At 35.0% G+C, this 17,807-nt stretch carries 16 protein-coding genes and 1 pseudogene; 11 read left to right on the top strand and 6 right to left on the bottom strand.

The genetic code is table 11. The features are described 5' to 3' along the window. Positions 1–249: 249 nt before the first annotated feature. Both AC5LWL_RS17855 and AC5LWL_RS17850 read left to right on the top strand, forming a co-directional pair. Entirely contained in the window at positions 250–1,251 is a 1,002-nt protein-coding gene (locus tag AC5LWL_RS17855) for a DUF3231 family protein (protein WP_493435567.1), read from the top strand. 231 nt (positions 1,252–1,482) lie between these two features. Further along, the gene (locus tag AC5LWL_RS17850) at positions 1,483–1,803 is read left to right on the top strand and encodes a YnfA family protein (RefSeq protein WP_493435566.1); all 321 of its coding nucleotides are present in this window, start codon (positions 1,483–1,485) and stop codon (positions 1,801–1,803) included. 286 nt (positions 1,804–2,089) lie between these two features. Here AC5LWL_RS17850 and AC5LWL_RS17845 read toward each other — a convergent pair whose 3' ends face one another. From AC5LWL_RS17845 to pepT, 4 genes are all read right to left on the bottom strand, one after another. Then, positions 2,090–3,292 (bottom strand): AGE family epimerase/isomerase, encoded by a 1,203-nt coding sequence (locus AC5LWL_RS17845; RefSeq protein ID WP_493435565.1) that lies wholly within the window; start codon positions 3,290–3,292, stop codon positions 2,090–2,092. Positions 3,293–3,481: 189 nt separating this feature from the next. Beyond that, on the bottom strand, positions 3,482–4,126 hold the full coding sequence (gene rpe, locus AC5LWL_RS17840) for a ribulose-phosphate 3-epimerase (protein ID WP_493435564.1): 645 nt from the start codon (positions 4,124–4,126) through the stop codon (positions 3,482–3,484). Positions 4,127–4,325: 199 nt separating this feature from the next. Beyond that, positions 4,326–4,739, bottom strand: coding sequence for a hypothetical protein (locus AC5LWL_RS17835; protein ID WP_493435563.1), 414 nt, complete (start codon positions 4,737–4,739; stop codon positions 4,326–4,328). A 292-nt stretch (positions 4,740–5,031) separates the two neighbouring features. Next, on the bottom strand, positions 5,032–6,267 hold the full coding sequence (gene pepT, locus AC5LWL_RS17830) for a peptidase T (RefSeq protein WP_493435562.1): 1,236 nt from the start codon (positions 6,265–6,267) through the stop codon (positions 5,032–5,034). A 471-nt stretch (positions 6,268–6,738) separates the two neighbouring features. Here pepT and AC5LWL_RS17825 point away from each other — a divergent pair, with 471 nt between their 5' ends. Further along, a complete protein-coding gene (locus AC5LWL_RS17825) occupies positions 6,739–7,353 on the top strand; it encodes a thioredoxin fold domain-containing protein (protein WP_493435561.1) in 615 nt (204 codons plus the stop codon). 96 nt (positions 7,354–7,449) lie between these two features. On the opposite strand, the gene AC5LWL_RS17820 is transcribed toward AC5LWL_RS17825, so the two are convergent. Next, the gene (locus AC5LWL_RS17820) at positions 7,450–8,295 is read right to left on the bottom strand and encodes an STAS domain-containing protein (RefSeq protein WP_493435560.1); all 846 of its coding nucleotides are present in this window, start codon (positions 8,293–8,295) and stop codon (positions 7,450–7,452) included. Between the two features lie 1,173 nt (positions 8,296–9,468). On the opposite strand from AC5LWL_RS17820, the gene AC5LWL_RS17815 reads away from it, so the two are divergent. Together AC5LWL_RS17815 and AC5LWL_RS17810 are read left to right on the top strand one after the other, a co-directional pair. After that, positions 9,469–10,086, top strand: coding sequence for a YitT family protein (locus AC5LWL_RS17815; protein ID WP_493435559.1), 618 nt, complete (start codon positions 9,469–9,471; stop codon positions 10,084–10,086). A gap of 220 nt (positions 10,087–10,306) precedes the next feature. After that, complete coding sequence (locus AC5LWL_RS17810) at positions 10,307–13,348, top strand: efflux RND transporter permease subunit (protein WP_493435558.1); 3,042 nt, start codon at positions 10,307–10,309, stop codon at positions 13,346–13,348. Positions 13,349–13,563: 215 nt separating this feature from the next. Here AC5LWL_RS17810 and AC5LWL_RS17805 read toward each other — a convergent pair whose 3' ends face one another. Beyond that, on the bottom strand, positions 13,564–14,340 hold the full coding sequence (locus tag AC5LWL_RS17805; RefSeq protein WP_493435557.1) for a class I SAM-dependent methyltransferase: 777 nt from the start codon (positions 14,338–14,340) through the stop codon (positions 13,564–13,566). 123 nt (positions 14,341–14,463) lie between these two features. On the opposite strand from AC5LWL_RS17805, the gene AC5LWL_RS17800 reads away from it, so the two are divergent. The 6 genes and pseudogenes from AC5LWL_RS17800 to AC5LWL_RS17775 all read left to right on the top strand — a co-directional run bounded on the left by AC5LWL_RS17800 (position 14,464) and on the right by AC5LWL_RS17775 (position 17,737). Beyond that, on the top strand, positions 14,464–15,339 hold the full coding sequence (locus AC5LWL_RS17800) for a LysR family transcriptional regulator (protein ID WP_493435556.1): 876 nt from the start codon (positions 14,464–14,466) through the stop codon (positions 15,337–15,339). A 33-nt stretch (positions 15,340–15,372) separates the two neighbouring features. Then, positions 15,373–15,861, top strand: a pseudogene (locus tag AC5LWL_RS17795) (GNAT family N-acetyltransferase); the annotation flags it as partial. Further along, on the top strand, positions 15,841–16,164 hold the full coding sequence (locus AC5LWL_RS17790; protein ID WP_493436651.1) for a chorismate mutase: 324 nt from the start codon (positions 15,841–15,843) through the stop codon (positions 16,162–16,164). The pseudogene AC5LWL_RS17795 and the gene AC5LWL_RS17790, both read left to right, overlap by 21 nt. 55 nt (positions 16,165–16,219) lie before the next feature. Then, the gene (locus AC5LWL_RS17785; protein WP_493435555.1) at positions 16,220–16,789 is read left to right on the top strand and encodes a nucleotidyltransferase family protein; all 570 of its coding nucleotides are present in this window, start codon (positions 16,220–16,222) and stop codon (positions 16,787–16,789) included. Positions 16,790–16,821: 32 nt separating this feature from the next. After that, positions 16,822–17,112: an antibiotic biosynthesis monooxygenase family protein gene (locus AC5LWL_RS17780; protein ID WP_493435554.1), complete on the top strand. Its 291-nt coding sequence runs from the start codon at positions 16,822–16,824 to the stop codon at positions 17,110–17,112. Between the two features lie 34 nt (positions 17,113–17,146). Continuing rightward, positions 17,147–17,737 (top strand): hypothetical protein, encoded by a 591-nt coding sequence (locus AC5LWL_RS17775; protein ID WP_493435553.1) that lies wholly within the window; start codon positions 17,147–17,149, stop codon positions 17,735–17,737. Positions 17,738–17,807: the final 70 nt, after the last annotated feature.

Here is a 17,807-nt window from a genome sequence, read left to right as displayed (position 1 = left end):
TCGGTAAAGATATTTTTAGTTGGAATCCATAAAAAGGATAGATGGAATTACATTAATTTACAGATAAGCGTTTAAAAAAAACAGGGGAATATCATTATGACGATTAATTGACTTTTTAGTTGCAAAAATACTATTTTTTAACTTTTCCTAAATTACTCGTCACTTGCTAAGATTGTCTTTTAATAGACAATCTGTTTTGAATAAGAAGTGGCAAGAATACACAATAATAAGGAAAAAGGAGGGGGATCGATGAGTTTTCGTGACCAAGGGCTTACAAGTGCGGAAATTGCTCCATTATGGGTGACATATGTACAAAATTCAGCATTAAGTTGTTTTTATCAACATTTTATTCCGCATATAACAGATCGTTTGATAAAGGAAATGGTTAAAGAGGCTCTATCCCTTGTAGAGGCATATAATAAAAAAATTAAAACGGTTTTTCAAGAAGAAAAATTTCCTGTTCCTGAGGCATTTTCTCAAAAAGATGTGAATAATAACGCTCCAGCTCTTTTTACTGATTTATATGCCCTTAGCTTTGTTTATCGTGCTGGCCAAATGACCGTTCCATATTACGCAACTGTTCTAACAAAAGTAGCAAGAACAGATATAGTTGACTTTTTTGAAGATTGTATAATGCATGATAAAAAGCTTTATAAGAAATCTTTAAATATGATGCAGGAAAAAGGTATTTATGATCGTCCTCCAAAAATGAATTATCCAAAAGAAGTGCATTACAAACAACATGAATCTTCCGTTTTAAAATCTTTATTTGGATCAAATAGACCTTTAAATGCATTAGAACTGCAAGAACTATTTTTTGGAATTGAAAGGAATTGTATTGGATTATTGCTTGTGAATGGATTAATACAAGTTACAATGGATAAGGAAATAAAGCAATATTTATTAAAAGGAAAAAATTTAGCGGAAAAGCAAATACATGCATTTAATAAAATTTTGCAGGATAGTGATGATTTGCCGACGTTTCCAGTAACGAATGAAGTGACAGATTCAACTGAATCCCCTTTTTCTGAGAGACTAATTCTGTTTTTTATATCAGCAACAAACCAAGTAGCCATTTCGACGTTGGGATATTCTCTATCTGTCACCATGCGAAAAGATATTTCCATTAAATATATGGAAGTGATATCAGAGATTTTACAATATGCTAATGAAGGAATGCAATTGTTGATTAATCGAGGGTGGATGGAGGAGCTGCCACAATCGATTGATAAAGGTGAATTCTATAAATAAAAAGTGAAAATGCAATACATCTTCTGTGATAAGAGATGTATTGCATTTTTTGTTTTTTAGAGAAAGAGAGACTTAGAAAAACAAAAGCGACGAGAAAAAAGCGTATATGATGCAAAAAAGTTACTTATACAGCTGAAAGATTAAGTCGTTTTTCTTGTTGTATATTGGTATGATGAATAGATAAAGCAAGAAAGAGACCAAGGATTTCTCTACATGGAAGGATAGGGGATAATGACGATTATTTTATTTTTATTGGCTGGATTGGCGGAAATTGGAGGAGGATATTTAATATGGCAATGGCTTCGTGAAGGAAAGTCAGGTTTTTATGGACTGGTGGGAGGAGTGATACTGGTTTTATATGGAATTATCGCTACATTTCAATCGTTTCCATCATTTGGAAGAGTTTATGCAGCATACGGAGGGGTCTTTATTATTCTATCCGTCCTTTGGGGATGGGGCGTGGATAAAAAAACGCCAGATCTATATGATTGGCTAGGGGCAGCGATTTGTTTAATTGGCACTTCCATCATGTTATTTGCACCAAGAAACTAAAAAAGAACCCAAAGGCTTAATAGTAAGCAAGAATAAAGGGATCTTTTTAGACCTCTATATAGTGTTATAGTGAAATGTGAAAAGAAACAGTTTCTCTAAGTTTTTGGTTAGTTGAAGCAGGGAGTAGCCGGAATACACGAAGACTCCTATGGGATTAGCGAGACAGGTGAGACCTCGCAGGAGTTTACTCCGAGGAAGGCTCACCGCTCGCCCAATGGAAAGCGAAGTGTATGCTGGCTGCGGACTAATTGAGAGAGCTAAATCCTTTTTTCAGGTTAGCCTCATATTAAGAAAATGCTCGCATTGCTTCAAAATAGTTGGCAATTGGATGATAGTCCGTTTTATTAACAGGACTTTTAACATTGCTATATTTGTGATTTTCCCGATTTAACAGCTGATACCAGCCACCATATTTTTGATCGATAAAATACTTCCATGCATAAGAGAAAAGATCCTCATAATTATTTTTATACCACTCAGATTCCACTCTGTTCGCAAATAGAGCCGACGCTCCAATACTTTCAGCAATCGTCCAGTAACTTTTATCTGTATCAAGAAGTTTTTCTTCTTTTGTTAAAGAAAAAAAGATACCACCATACGAAGAATCATAGCCTTTTGTAAATCCCAATCCATACAATTCTTCTGCTTTTTCTAAAATCCACGGCTCGGAAATATGTCTTTCCAGCATTAAAAGCAATTTACTCCATTCAATTGTGTGCCCCAAAATAAATCCATTTGGACGGAACTCTTTTAAGGATTGAACCTGTTCTTTGTAGTTCCAGTCTATCGACCAATCTGGATGATAATGCTCCCAAATCAAACCGCCAGATTGAGAGGTTAACTGAACGGTTACATTTTTAGCAAGTGTATGGGCTCGTGTTATATACTTTGGATCCGAGGTTGCTTCATACGCAGCAATCATGGCTTCTGTCATATGCATATTGGCATTTTGCCCTCGATAAGAAGAAGGAGTACTCCAATCTCTGTTATACTCATCTAGGTATAATTGATGTTCTTTCTCGAAAAAGTAATTTTCTGCCACATCATAAAGATATTCCATTAGTGGGTATGCAGCTTTTACGCCAGCTTTATAAGCCTTGGAGACAGCTAAAAAAGCAAATGCATGACCATATGTAAGCTTGGAGGAATCAGTTACCTTCGTCCCATCCAATCTCCAAAATAATCCGCCATATTCTTTGTCCACGTGATGCTCTTGCAAAAACTTCAAGCCATGTTCAATCGCAGGGACACACCAAGAAGCATGGCCAATCATGGCTCCAATGCTGAATATATAAATAAACCTGGACGTTCCTATTAAACTTTTCGTATTATAATCGCATATTGTTCCATCATCAAGAAAGCATTGATAATAGCCTCCATTTTGGTTGTCTATGCATTTTGGATAATAAAATTGGAGCGTATCTTCTATTTGCTGTCGCAGCCATGTAGGATTAGAGTAGGCAGCAAGAGATTCTGTTTGATTTTTCATTTCGTTCACCACCGTTTTCATAATATATATATATATATGTTTATATAGACTAAAATTATTAATTTAAACATTTATATAATCATGACGATGAAAAGGATCGCTTAAACAGGCAGTTTTGAAAAACGTGTTTTTTTCATGTCAAAAAGGCTTCAGATTTTTCCCTTATCTGAAGCCTTTTCTTTTATTCAGTTATCCTCTAAGAGCTGTAATGGCTTTTTTACGATTGGTGTTTCCGTAAATAAAGGATCCAGCAACAAGTACATTTGCACCTGCTTCGATACAGATTTTTGCTGTTTCTGCATTAACGCCGCCATCTACTTCAATTTCTAATTCGGGATTATGATGATCGGCAAGTTTGCGGACTTCTGTAATTTTCGGAACGACATTAGAAATGAATTTCTGTCCTCCAAAACCAGGGTTAACAGTCATTAGCAATACCATATCAATATCTTCAATAATATGTTTAATCGTATCAATAGGTGTGCTTGGGTTTAACACTACTCCTGCTTTAATGCCTTGTTCTTTTATTAATTGGATGGTGCGATGAAGATGACGACATGCCTCCACATGCACGGTAATAATATCAGCACCCGCTTTTGCAAATGCTGGAATATACTGATCAGGATTTTCAATCATTAAATGTACATCTAAAGGCAGCTTGGTAATCGGACGGATCGCTTCTACCACTAATGGACCGATTGTAATATTTGGAACAAAGTGACCGTCCATTACATCGACATGAATATAATCCGCGCCACCTCGTTCAACATCTTGAATATCTTCTCCTAATTTGGCAAAGTCTGCTGATAGGATGGAAGGTGCAATTTTAACCATAGAATATACCTCCAATATTAGTTATGTAATAAACTTTCTATTTCCAAGTATTATGTATAAGAGAAATTATATCAAATGTGAGAATAGAAGAACAGGAAGAGAAATATTTCTCGACCATATTAAAAAGATCCCCTTTTCTAAACTCGGGAATCTTTTCTAGTAAAAACGGGCTGTGAAGCCGCCAGAAGAAAGCTTCTCTTTAGATGAAACTTTCTATTTGTTGTTTCGTTTCTGCGGAACTTGATTGGAAGTTCGAGGCAATGCACTGTATTAAGCGTTCTTTATTTTTATACTGCTCCGGTTTATTTTTATTATAGTAGAACCTAACACATTCTTCTTCTTTAAAAAATTCCTTTCCAATTTTTAATAGAGCTGTTACAGGAAGTGTTGAAAAATCAATAGATGAAGAGGAAGCCTTTGGCGATGTGCTTGCTTCATTTTGATGAAATTCTTCTACCGCTTTATTTAATAATGTTTTTTGTTCTAAAACTTGTTTGAAAAGCTTTTTCTGTACACGTTTCTTTTTAGAATGAAGTCCAAACATATCAAAAATAAAATGATGAAGTTCACTGTTCTGCATTACGTCTTCCTTTGTTTTGTAAGTTGTATTCATATTTATTACTCCTTTTCCTTTAAGCGCATGTTTAAAAAGCCACTAAAATGCGACTCTTGTAAACACCTATTTTAAACTGCGTAATCCAAGCTGTCTTGAATATTTGCACGGAACTTATTATATACTAAACTAGTAAAAGAGCAAAACAGCAAATTTTTCAAATAGGCCGACATGATTCTCACTATCGGAGAAAAAGCCTTATATAAAGGGATTTCTTCTGTTGAGAAGTGCTGTTTCTTGTCGATAAAATAAAGAGCTGCCTTATGTATAAAAGCAGCCCTGAGTGAATAGCTTAATTGCTTTTTTGTTCAAATAACCGAACAATTTCTACTAGTACTTCAACAGATTTTTGCATATTTTCTACGGAAATAAATTCGTATTTTCCGTGAAAATTTTCTCCCCCTGTGAAAATATTTGGAGTAGGCAATCCCATGTATGAAAGCTGTGATCCATCCGTACCACCGCGAATAGGTTCCACAATTGGCTCTATTCCTAGATTTTTCATTGCTTCATAAGCAACGTCGACAATTTCTTTAACAGGCTCAATTTTTTCCCGCATATTAAAGTATTGATCTTGGAGTTCAAGCTTCATACTATTTTCTCCATACTTTTTATTTAAATCGCTTACTAGTTGTTCTATAAAGTTTTTTTTCTTTTCAAATTCAGTTCGATCAAAATCTCGGATAATATACTGGAGTTTCGTTTGCTCCACATCTCCTTCAAATGCTAGAAGATGATAAAACCCTTCATATCCTTCTGTTTGTTCAGGTGTAGCTGATGCAGGAAGGCCATTTTGTAATTCCATTGCAATTTTCATCGAATTAACCATTTTTCCTTTTGCAGTGCCTGGGTGCACATTAGTGCCATTTACGGTAATTTTTGCTCCAGCAGCGTTAAAGCTTTCATATTGAAGCTCACCAAGTGGACCGCCGTCAACAGTATAAGCAAAATCAGCAGAAAAGGCATCTACATTGAATTTATGTGGTCCTCTTCCTATTTCTTCATCTGGAGTAAAGGCAACGCGAATTTTTCCATGCTTTATTTCTGGATGCTGAATCAAATAAATCATTGCTGTCATAATCTCGGTAATTCCCGCTTTATTATCTGCGCCTAAAAGCGTAGTGCCATCGGTTGTAATGAGTGTGTGCCCGACATAGTTGTGCAACTCTGGAAAATCTTTTGGTGACAAAACAATCGATAAGTCTTTGTTTAAAATAAGTTCACTGCCATTGTAGTTTGTAACGATTTGGGGGCGAACGTTTTTGCCGGTAAAATCGGTTGCGGTATCTAAGTGAGCAAGAAATCCAATGGTTGGTATGTCTTTATCTGTATTTGCAGGGAGTGTAGCCATTACATATCCATTTTCATCAATGGTTACATCACTCATGCCGATTTCTTGCAATTCGGCTACTAACATATTTGCTAAGGTAAGCTGACCTGTTGTAGATGGACAAGTTTCTATGTCTGCATTTGATTGTGTATCAATTACTGCATAGGAAATAAATCGATTAATAATACTATTAGACATCGTGTTTCCTCTCCTTCGTTAAGCTAATTAAATTTTATCATACTAATCTTTTGCAGACTTATTTTTTGTCTTTATTCCTTTATTTCTTGTCATTTTGTTATTCCTGGGGGAGTTTGTTCGATAAAAGGGCAATCAGGACAAAAACAGCAGAGAAAAGAGGAGAGTTTGTCCGATAAAGAGTGAATCAGGACCAAAAACAAAAATTTAGGAGCCTGTCCCCTAGTGCACGAAAAGCATTAGCCTAGTGGGGGCAGGCTTCCAAATTTAAAAAACTTTTTTAGGGAGTTATTGATTAATCAACACGGCTGATATGGAAGTTTAGCTTGGTGACATCGGTATCGTTTATTGGAAGAAAGGATGATAAAAATCACTTTATTTTAAAAAATTACAAAAAATACTCAAATAATTAATTGTTTTTAACCATTACAATAAATCGTATACGTTTTTTATCTTAAGAAGAGGAGGAAAAATATGAAACACAAGCCACGTATTCTTATGATTTCAATTGTGTTAATTGTTATTATCTGTTTTATTGGGATAAGATTCTTAACAGGTAGTAGTGAAAATACTTCGATTGAAGATATAAAGAAAATACATGCACAGCAAACATTTGCCCAAAAAGAGGACGAGTATATCGTTTATTTCTGGCAATCTACTTGTACTTATTGTGAACAAATTGAAGAAGAGGTCCTTAAATTCAGCAATAATGGAAAAATTCCTATTCTAATTGTGGATATGCAAGATGCAGCAAATATAGGCAGCTGGTATGACTGGGAAGCACATCATAAAAAATATGATAAAGTGATTGGGAAAATAGAAGATGGCAAAGAAATGTTAAATGAAGGGGTAAATTTAGACGATTTTAAAAACGATCTAAAAGTTGCATGGAGTGTGGAAGCAACAGAGGATAAGCAAATCATTGCAAAGCATAATACACCATATGGAAATGAAACGCCAGCTAATGCAGGTGAAATACAAATAACAGGAACACCAACCATGATTAAAGTGAAAAATGGAAAATTCGCAGGTTATGCAGTTGGCGTGGATGAAACGGTAGATATGTTAAAGGAAATTGAAACAAACTAACAGCTGCTAAAAGATATAGGAAATTGTAAGACGACAAGAAAACGTTTGGCGCATGCTTTAGGTTAAATCCTAAAGGATGAAGCCAAACGTTTTTCGTTAACTGAAGACTCTTTTAACTCCTATACTAGCCAAGGCAGTATGTAAATTAGCGCAAGTTGTGATGGATTTAAAGTTTATACCTAATGAAATAACGGTTTGAGCAATTTCTGGCCTAATACCTGAAACAATGGACTTCACCCCAATTAAATCAAGTGCATGAACTACTTTAAATAAATTATCTGCAACCATTGTGTCTACAATTGGAACTCCAGAAATATCGAGAATGACATATTCCACGCGCAGTTTAGCTGCTTCCTCTAATGCAACCTCTAAAATTAATTGAGATCGACTGGTATCGATTTCCCCAATTAATGGAATAATTGCCGTTTCTTTTGCGATTGGAACGACTGGGACAGACAGCTCTTCTAGAGCACTATAAGCAATTTTCATTAAATTGCTGTTATGCTCTTCATAAACATGTCCTATAATGGCGCCAATTTCATCAAGAACAGGATCAATTAGTTTTCCAACATCAAGCATTGTAATAGGGGCAAAAGACTGCTGCTCTAATTCTTCTGTAAATACATGCCAAATGACATTACGATAAATACTTAAAGAACGAAGCGCTGCGGATAAAGGAATATGGTGCTTAACAAAAGTTTCGCCGGTTTGAGTTGCCCATACTTTAACTGCATTTGGTTTAACATTATCACCTATAAGAGAATTGCCTAATATAGTAAATAATGTTGAATTCCATTTTTGTACATTATCTTCCGTTAACTCTGTATAGATGCTTGTCCCTTCTTCGAAAAAAAACTGTCTTAATAGTGCATATACATTATCAGCTAGGATAAATTTATTTTCGATCACTTTGTTCCCGATATATGCTAATTCATCTTTCAAGCTGAATCATCTCCTAATTCTCTTGTTCTATTGTTTATTATACATCGAAATGCAAGTAAATTGGAGTAAAGCATCTTACGGTTGATAAATATATAGGAAACATTTTTGTTATTAATCAAACTTCGCAGTTATATATTCCTCTTCCTATATTTCCATAAGTTGGTTTAGAGCAATGAGAAAAGGATGATTGATTCGTCTTTTTGGGTGTTTTTTTGCAAACATTTTTCCTTATAAATAGGGGCTTTCTTTCCGTTTCAGGATGCTCGCTTTCCGTGGGGCTCGGCTTTAGCCGCTTCGGCCCTTGGCATGCAGGGTCTCAGCTGTCTCGCTAATCCCACAGGAGTCTCGCATATCCGCTCCAATCAAGCCGTTTTGCTCCATTAGTTGCTGTCGTTGAACTGGTGAAAACAACCATCTTATAGAAATAGACTAAAAGTGCACATTTCGGGAGAACAATGTTGAATAATAAAAAAAAAAAACACTCCTATGGTTTAGCAATCATACCTTGTCATGAAATTCGAAGACAAGAATTTATTCTAAAAACAGGTTGCTTGTAACGGAGGGTGCGAAGACTCCTGCGGGAAATGTGGGAAGGCTAAAGACCCCGCAAGGCAACGTCGAGGAGGCTCAGAGCTCCCACCCCGCGGAAAGCGAAGCAACCCGTAGTGGAAAGCAACCCCATAAGAAAAAGCGCAAGCGCCTTGTTTAGCCCCGAAGAAAAATGTTCTCCAGACTCAAAAAGTGTTTTTTACTTTTAGAGGCTGGAGGCAATCTTTCACAGGGGTTAGGCACTGGAGCTAGACAGCCTTCACATTTCAAAAAATATATACTTTCTCACTTTTTAAAAAACAAACTTCCCATTTTATTGTTCTAAACCGAGTCCTGTCAAGATTTGCAAACGAATTTGAAGGTGCGAAGTTTGAATAATTAATAAAATGCGAAAGGCTTAATTCCAAATTAAAAGAGTAGGTGTTTTGGAGGGAGATTTTCTCACATCATATCCACGAAGAAAATAAGGGTTTTGCAAAATGTATATATATGTATTATAAATACTGCATTTCAATAAGTGTAGATGAAATATTACTGCGTTTTTGTATATAAAACCCACATTTATTATTCTATCATTAATATAGAGTTATTTACTGATCAGAATAATCGCTAAGGGAGAAATACATGACAAAGCTATTTAAAATAATTATAGGCTGTATCGTAGTTACGACTGGATTATTGATATTAAGGCACTCAAATGTTGTTACCGGAGGAACTGCAGGTTTATCTATGAGCATCTCATACTTATCAGATATATCCTTCTCATGGCTGTTTTTTCTTATTAACCTTCCTTTTTATGTTTTTTCTTTTTATAGAATGGGTGTTAAATTCACGTTATCCACCATCTTCTCCGTCAGCCTGTTATCCACTTTATCTGGTGTCGATCATTTTATACCAGCATTTACAATTCCTTCTTTATTAGGGGCGGTTCTAGGCGGAATCATTATAGGATTTGGTTTATCCATTTTATTTATGAATCAAGCTTCATTAGGTGGGGCAAATATTTTAGCATTATTTCTGCAAAAAAAATATAATTGGAATCCAGGAAAAGTTAATTTTGTTTTTGATTTTATAGTGGTGCTAATTGGATTATATTCGATTGGATTAATGAAAGGATTTTATTCCATCGTTTCTATTGCATTAACTTCCATCGTTATCGCCTATTTTAAAAACACGATTGCAACGAAAAATTATTCGATTCGTTCAAAATTGGCGGTTCCAACGGAGGCATCCGCTAATTAAAAAGATACTATTAAAATTTAAACACGTAAAAAGCACAGGGAAGCGATTCCTTGTGCTTTTTTGATAGGCAAGACAATATAAACTATCTATATTTACCTTAAATTCAGTCTAGAGACCTAGTTATATATACAGCGTAAGACACTCCAAAGTTTTCCAGTCGAAACCTACAATTAGGAAGGTACAGAAATTTTACATTATAATCGTAAAGGGGAAATGAACAGTGTCTTGGTTTACAAAGTGGGCCTTTCGAAATAAGGCTGCCGTAGGTTTAATAGCAATTATTCTTTTAATCACTGGTACAGTCAGCTATTTTAAATTGCCAATGGAATTATTGCCTTCCGCAGATCAGCCATTTTTATCTGTTGTGGTGCTTGGAGAAGGAATGGATACAAAAAGCATGGAGGAGCAAGTAACAAAACCAGTTGAAAGGGTTCTAGACTCTATTGACGGAAAAATCAATCTATTTTCCACTACTGGTGATGGATATTCAACCGTGGAACTTCACTTAGATTCAAAAAAAGATAAAAAGGAAGCGAAAAGAGAAATAGAAGAGGCAATAGCGACCCTTTCGCTTCCGAAAACGGTTTCGAAACCACATGTTGTTCTCTTGAATACATCGATGATTCCTGTGTCTTATGTCTCCGTCAGCTTTGATCAGGAATTAACACAAAAGAAAATAGAATTTGCTAAAGAGAAAATATTGCCTGCCTTTAAAGACAATAAAGGTGTATCTAGTGTGCAAACATATGGAACAGTGCCATCTTATGTTTCTGTTCAATTGGACCAAAAAAAATTAAGGGAGAAACAAGTTTCATTAGAGCAGATTATCTCTATTCTTCAAGGGCAAAATGCATCTTATTCGATTGGAGAAAAAGTAATAAATGAGCAATCTATTCATTTGAAAATGGTTGGTGCAGTCGACAGTTTAGAAAAACTAAAGAATAGTAAGCTAAACGAATCAACCCTGTTTTCTGATGTAGCAACCATTCAATTAAAAAAGAAAGAAAATAGCGTAACTAGAATAAATGGAAAAGATTCGCTGATTTTGGTTATTTCAAAAGACGGCAGCTCCAATGCAGTAGCAGTCAGCAATGATGCAGCCAAAACAGCGAAATCTATCAGCAAAAAGTATAAAGATGTCGATGCTAGAGTTATTTTAACTTCCGCAAATACGGTGAAAAGCTCTGTAAATAGCATGATGAAAGAAGTATTATTAGGAGCAGCATTTGCTACCATTGTTATTATGCTGTTTTTAAGAAATATTCGGTCAACATTGATTACAATTGTCTCGATTCCATTGTCCTTGGCAATTACCTTATTCTTATTGAATATTTCTGGCGTCACATTAAATATATTAACATTAGGTGGTGTGGCTGTAGCAGTTGGGAGACTTGTGGACGATAGTATTGTTGTAATAGAAAATATTTTTAGAAAAATGCAGCAAGATAAATTTTCCGTATCCATGGTAATGGAAGCTACAAAGGAAGTAGGCTCTGCTATCACCTCTTCAACTTTAACAACGGTTGCGGTATTTTTACCAATGGGACTACTAAATGGAAGCCTGCAGGATTTTATTTTACCATTTGCTTTAACTATTTCTTATTCATTATTAGCATCCTTGCTCGTTGCATTGACAGTGGTGCCATTAATGAGTGCAGGTCTATTGAAAAATTCACAGCTGCACGAGCATCAACCGTCTAAACGTTTTGAAAAAATATTGAAATGGGCGTTAAATCATAAAGTGATCGTGTTAGCAACAGCGATTATTATTTTTGGAGGAAGTGTTGCGTCCTATCTTCTTTTGCCAAAAGGTACGGTCGATAATTCAAAGCCTGAGTTTGCAACAGTATTATTAACGTATTCCAATGAAACACCGTTAGAAAAAGTGAAATCTGAATCGATAAAGCTAGAGAAATATATTCTACAACAAGATGGCATAAAGGATGTTTACTTACAGCTTGGAAATGCAGAAGATGCAGCACAATTCGGCCAGGTGAATTCCTCAACAGAAGCACAAGTATTAGTAACATTTAATAAGGAAAAAGACATCAGTAAATTTGTTAAAAACATGCAAAAACAAAAGAACAACTACCCAAATGCAAGCTTGGAGGCAAGTGAATCGACGTTAATGGGAGGCAGTCAAACAAGTATTACCATTGATGTAGTTGGAGAGAACAATAAAAAGCTAGAAGATACAGCAAAAATGGTTGAAACGAAAATTAAAGATATTAGTGGGATGGAAAAGCTTACAAGCAATCAGGAAGAAAAGAAACAAGTTTATTCTTTTGAAGTAAAACCAGGAGAAGGAAAAGTTGATCAAATAGCACAATCAACCTCTTTATTAATTAACAGTACGCCCATTGGATCGGTGAATATAGAGGACGAAGCTACTGCTGTTCAACTGGAGCCTATGTATGAAATAAAAACAGAGGATGATTTAAAGAAACTGCCAATTATCACAGAGAAGGGTCCTAAGGTCTTATCAGATATAGTGGATATTAGCAAAACGGAAGAACCTGTTAAGCTTTATCATAAAGATGGAGAAGATTATATTCGCTTAACTGCTGTTATTAACCCTGAAAAATTATCGGTTATATCCGATAAAATGGATCAAATAATAAATGGAAATGATAAAGACAAAGGGTTAAATATTCCTTCTGATGTAAAGGTATTGATTGGCGGGGCAAGTGCTGATCAGTCTAGTGACTTTAACGATTTATTTATGATTATGTTAGTTTCTATCGGTATTGTGTTTGTTATTATGGTTATTACTTTTAAATCCATAAAAGCACCTGTTGCTATTCTTGCATCTTTGCCACTTGCAGCAATTGGGGCAATCGCTGGAATTATTATCAGCAGAATCTCTGTTGATATCACCGCATTGCTTGGTGCATTAATGCTGATAGGAATCGTTGTAACAAATGCTATCGTTCTTTTGGATCGTGTAAAACATAACGAACGGACAATGAAGATAAGAGAGGCAATTATAGAAGCAGTGCTAGTAAGAATGAGACCTATTTTTATGACTGCCATCGCAACCATTTCTGCCATGCTACCATTACTATTCAAAAAATCAGAAAGCATGAATTTAGTTTCAAGCAGTTTAGCAGTAGTAGTTATCGGTGGTTTAGCAGTTGCTACTATCTTAACATTAATTATTATTCCCGTAATTTATGAACTACTTTATTTTAAAAAGGCGAAAAAGCAACGAAAGGAAAGTATAGAAATAGTGGAAGCAAATACTGAAACGGAAAACTTGTAAATAGTTTTAAGGAAAAGGCTGTCTCCAAATGAAGTATGTACCCCTAGTATGAGGTAGCAGAACAATAGGAGACGGCCTTTTATATTTAAACCTACTTAGTTAAATGTTCATTATGCTTCTTTTGTCAGTGTCATTTTTCATACACTTTCCTATTTGATATGATTATACTTTCAAAAAACAAAGTAGATGATGTAATGAGAAGTAATGTTTTTTCTTTATTCTTTTATCCCAATGACACGAATTCGTTTATAATCAGCTATCCAATTACCCTCTGTGTATAAAATATCTTTTAAGCGATGGACAGTGTTCAAGATAATGCGTTGTTGCACTTCTTCCTCAACATCTTTAAAAAAATTATTTGCAAACATAATAATCCAATTTTTTAATCCATCTTCCCCGTCCAATTTGGTTGGTCGATCAAAATGGTGGGAAAATGTTACGCTAAAACCACATTTCTCCATAAGGGTGGTATATTCAGCAATACTTGGGAAATACCAAGGAAATAAATTAGCTTTGTATTCTACTCCAGCTTCTTGCATCGAATGAATAACACCATCTGTGATCGATTGAACATTCCCTTTTCCGCCGAATTCAGCGACAAAACGTCCCCCTTGTTTTAAGCTTTTATAGATACATTGTAGCACGTCCTCTGGTTTTTTCATCCAATGAAGGGCTGCATTTGAAAATACTGCATCGAATTCATCATCATATTCCAACTCTGTAGCATCTTGAACGTAAAAAGGAATCGTTGGATATTTACTTCGTGCTTGTAAAATCATCTGTTCGGATTTGTCTACTCCGATAATATCAATATAGCCATCTTGTAATTTTTTAGCTAAATCCCCTGTTCCACAACCAAGATCAAGAATTCTTTCCTTTTTTTGTGGAGCTAATAATTCGACAACATCATTCCCGTATTTGGAAACAAAGGCATGATTGCTATCATATAAATTAGCATTCCAAGTGTCTTGATTTTTTTTATTTTGTATCATGCGATAATCTCCTTTAAGTTGCTGTATATTTTTGCTAATTAGATTATAATAAAGAAAATAAATAAGGTACATTAACAAAAAAAAGGCAAATTAATAACTAATGGTTATTATATGGAGCATAATATGGAGATTAACTTGTTAAAAACATTTATAGTTGCTGCGAAATATAAGAATTTTCGAAAAACATCGGATGAACTTTTTCTATCACAGCCTGCCATTACAAAACAAATAAAAAAACTAGAAGATCATCTTTCTATTGCTTTATTTGAAAGAACCGGAAAAACGATTGTTCTTACAGAAGCAGGATATAGTTTCCTTTCTTATGCAAAAGAAATTGTACAAAAATATGAGAAAGGACTAGACGATTTTGAATCTTGGAAGCAAGGGTATAATCGGAAATTAACCATTGCTGTTGCACCACAAATTGCTTCCTCTATTTTGCCATCTATATTAAGAAAATTTATGGACATAAATCCTAATATAGAAATATTAGTTAATGTGGTCAGTTCATTTGAAATCGGTGAGGAAATTAGTGCAGAAATAGCAGATATTGGGTTAACAAGAGTAGAGCCTGTTCAACAAAATATGGATTGCGAGATCATTCATAATGATCCTGTTCTATTAGTAGGACCGTTTGAAGCGAAAAGGTTGAAATTGAATGAAAAAAATGTGCTGCAAACATACCGATTAATCACTCATAATCATCCTGCTTATTGGAATAGTCTTTTAAATAATGTGAAAAGAAACTATCCAAATGTCCGTTTATTGAAAGTAAATCAAATGGAAGTGACCAAACGATTTATTGAAGCAGGTCTTGGAGTTTCTTATTTGCCATTTTCCATGGTGCAAGATGAATTAAAGAGAAACAAATTAGCAGAGATAAAAACGGATAAGGTTTTGCTCCCCACCTCATCCACTTATCTTGTAACAAAAATAATGACAAGAGAAGCAACTGCGTTTATTGCATTTTTAAAAGAAGAGCTAGGTAAAAGGAAGTAGCAATTAAATTAAATAGAATATTGGTGGTACGTTATGAATCAAAATATTATCGTAAAAGAATATAGCAATGAATATCAAAGTCAAGTGGTCGATTTAATTCTGTCCATTCAACAGCAAGAATACAATATTTCCATCACAGTCGAAAGGCAGCCAGATTTATTTGCCATTGAGTACTTCTATCAAACGGGCAGTGGGAATTTCTGGGTGGCATTGCTTGATAATAAAGTGGTTGGCACAATAAGCCTATTTGATATTGGTAATAATCAAGCAGCATTAAGAAGGATGTTTGTTCAGAAAGAATACAGAGGGTCCGCATATAAAACGGCAAAGATACTATTAAATAATGCATTGAAATGGGCAAAGGATAAGTCAATTAGGACCATCCATTTAGGAACAACAACTAATTTCTATGCAGCCCATCGTTTTTACGAAAAAAATGGTTTTAACCGAGTAGCTGCTGAAGAGCTGCCAGAGTCTTTTCCAAAAGTAGCAATAGATGAAATATTTTATAAATATATTGTTAACATACACAATGTTCAAAGTTTAAACGAAGTAAGAGAACAGATTGATCTTTTAGACAGCCAAATTGTCAGCTTGCTAAAGGAAAGAAGCGTCTTTGTAGCGGAAGCAGCACGCTTTAAAAAAGATAGAGATGAAGTAAAAGCACCTGAACGAGTAGAAGCGGTCATAAAAAAAGTACGGCTATTGGCAGAGCAAAATAATGTAAGTCAAAGTCTCGTAGAACAAGTGTACCGGACAATGATTACTTGTTTTATTCAAGAAGAGATGGACGAACATTCAAGGATTAACGAGAAAAACGCCTAGGTTGCTTTTTTGTGAAGAAGTATACAAAATCCTGGAAAGTAAGAGGAAGGAAAAATTGAATATTTGTAATGAAGAAGGCATCATTCAATTGGTGAAGGAAGATAGATGGATGATGGAGATATTAACAACGGTGAAAACATTAAATCTGCCAGACTGGTGGATATGTGCGGGGTTTGTGCGATCAAAGATTTGGGATGCTTTACATGGGTTCGATGAAAGAACTCCGCTGTCTGATATTGATGTTATTTATTTTGATCAATCGAATCTAGATGAATTGGTGGAAAAGAATTTAGAAGAGGAGCTCCGTTCCATTCTTCCAACTATTCCTTGGTCGGTAAAAAATGAAGCGAGAATGCATGTGGTCAGCAAAATGCCTCCTTATTTATCAGCAGTTGATGCGATATCAAAATTTCCGGAAACAGCAACTGCCTTAGGGGTAAAACTAGATAAAGAGAATAATGTTGTCTTAACGGCTCCATGTGGAATAAAGGATGTCCTTCATTACGAAATTAGACCAACATCTTATTTTAAAGAAAATCAAAATCGTGCAGCAATATATAAAAATCGGATAGAAAAAAAGAAATGGGGTTCCATTTGGAGTAAGGTGAATGTTTATTATTCATAAAATGATAGAAAAATTAGGAAGGGGATCTTTAGATGATATTGGAAGCAGCAATGCTTTATGTGAAAGATGGGATGAAACAGGAGTTTGAGAAGGTTTTTGGTGAGGCTTCAGCTATTATTTCCAAAATGAAAGGCTATCAATCTCATGAACTACAAAAATGCATGGAAATAGATGGTAAATACTTACTTCTGGTTAGGTGGGAAACACTAGAAGACCACATGATTGGATTTAGAGAGTCAGAGGAATATCAACAATGGAAAAAACTATTGCATCACTTTTATGAGCCTTTTCCAATTGTCGAGCATTTCGAAAGAGTGTTGTAGGATAAGGTTTTTATTTATGAAGGAGAGTTTAACGGTGCTTTCGAATTTCCGAAAATCTTGGGAAGAAACTGTTTTTTCGAAGGATGTATTGCTTAGTTTGGGTAAAATGCAAATACACGAGGAGCAGCTAATAGTAACAATACAAATTATATATGAAGATACAGATGAAGTAGTACAAGAGTGGGAAGTGGTTTGTACAAATTTTAAGGATCACCACTTAAATGTCGATTATTTTGGAGAGTTTATCACGCTTTTAGATGACCATCCACTACTTTGGGACCATAATGATGAACTAGTTGAATTGTTTTTTAAAGGAAAATGTGAAGATATTCATCAAGTAGTAGGAGACTTATTTATTTCCCAATGGCAGTTGTCGGAGGGGAAAATTCCTTTAGAAAAATTCTTGAATAAGCATCAGAAAGTGGCAGATTTGTTGAGAGAAGGGCAAGGACTGCTTAGTAAAGGACCAAAAAAATTAATAAAAGAACATGAAAATGTATTGTTGAGGCATGGATATAAAACAACGCTGCTAGACTGTGTGCAGCGAAACGAAAAATACAAAATATTTATATGTGGTGAATCCTACATAGTAGCAGAAGATTTTCGGGCGATTCAAATTAAGTAAGTTACCACTTTTTTTTATTTGATATCTGGGGAAACTGGGAGAAACGCGGAATTACTGGGAGAAACGCGGA

The organism is Niallia sp. WK069_GA_01 (assembly GCF_983173855.1).
The sequence above is the reverse complement of the archived record's forward strand: the minus strand, read 5'-3'. Positions and strand labels throughout refer to the sequence as shown.

Bases quoted from the DNA above. Each gene is read 5' to 3' on its own strand.
- AC5LWL_RS17855 (WP_493435567.1), top strand. From the start codon at position 250: ATGAGTTTTCGTGACCAAGGGCTTACAAGTGCGGAAATTGCTCCATTA.
- AC5LWL_RS17850 (WP_493435566.1), top strand. From the start codon at position 1,483: ATGACGATTATTTTATTTTTATTGGCTGGATTGGCGGAAATTGGAGGA.
- AC5LWL_RS17845 (WP_493435565.1), bottom strand. From the start codon at position 3,292: ATGAAAAATCAAACAGAATCTCTTGCTGCCTACTCTAATCCTACATGG.
- rpe (WP_493435564.1), bottom strand. From the start codon at position 4,126: ATGGTTAAAATTGCACCTTCCATCCTATCAGCAGACTTTGCCAAATTA.
- AC5LWL_RS17835 (WP_493435563.1), bottom strand. From the start codon at position 4,739: ATGAATACAACTTACAAAACAAAGGAAGACGTAATGCAGAACAGTGAA.
- pepT (WP_493435562.1), bottom strand. From the start codon at position 6,267: ATGTCTAATAGTATTATTAATCGATTTATTTCCTATGCAGTAATTGAT.
- AC5LWL_RS17825 (WP_493435561.1), top strand. From the start codon at position 6,739: ATGAAACACAAGCCACGTATTCTTATGATTTCAATTGTGTTAATTGTT.
- AC5LWL_RS17815 (WP_493435559.1), top strand. From the start codon at position 9,469: ATGACAAAGCTATTTAAAATAATTATAGGCTGTATCGTAGTTACGACT.
- AC5LWL_RS17805 (WP_493435557.1), bottom strand. From the start codon at position 14,340: ATGATACAAAATAAAAAAAATCAAGACACTTGGAATGCTAATTTATAT.
- AC5LWL_RS17800 (WP_493435556.1), top strand. From the start codon at position 14,464: ATGGAGATTAACTTGTTAAAAACATTTATAGTTGCTGCGAAATATAAG.
- AC5LWL_RS17780 (WP_493435554.1), top strand. From the start codon at position 16,822: ATGATATTGGAAGCAGCAATGCTTTATGTGAAAGATGGGATGAAACAG.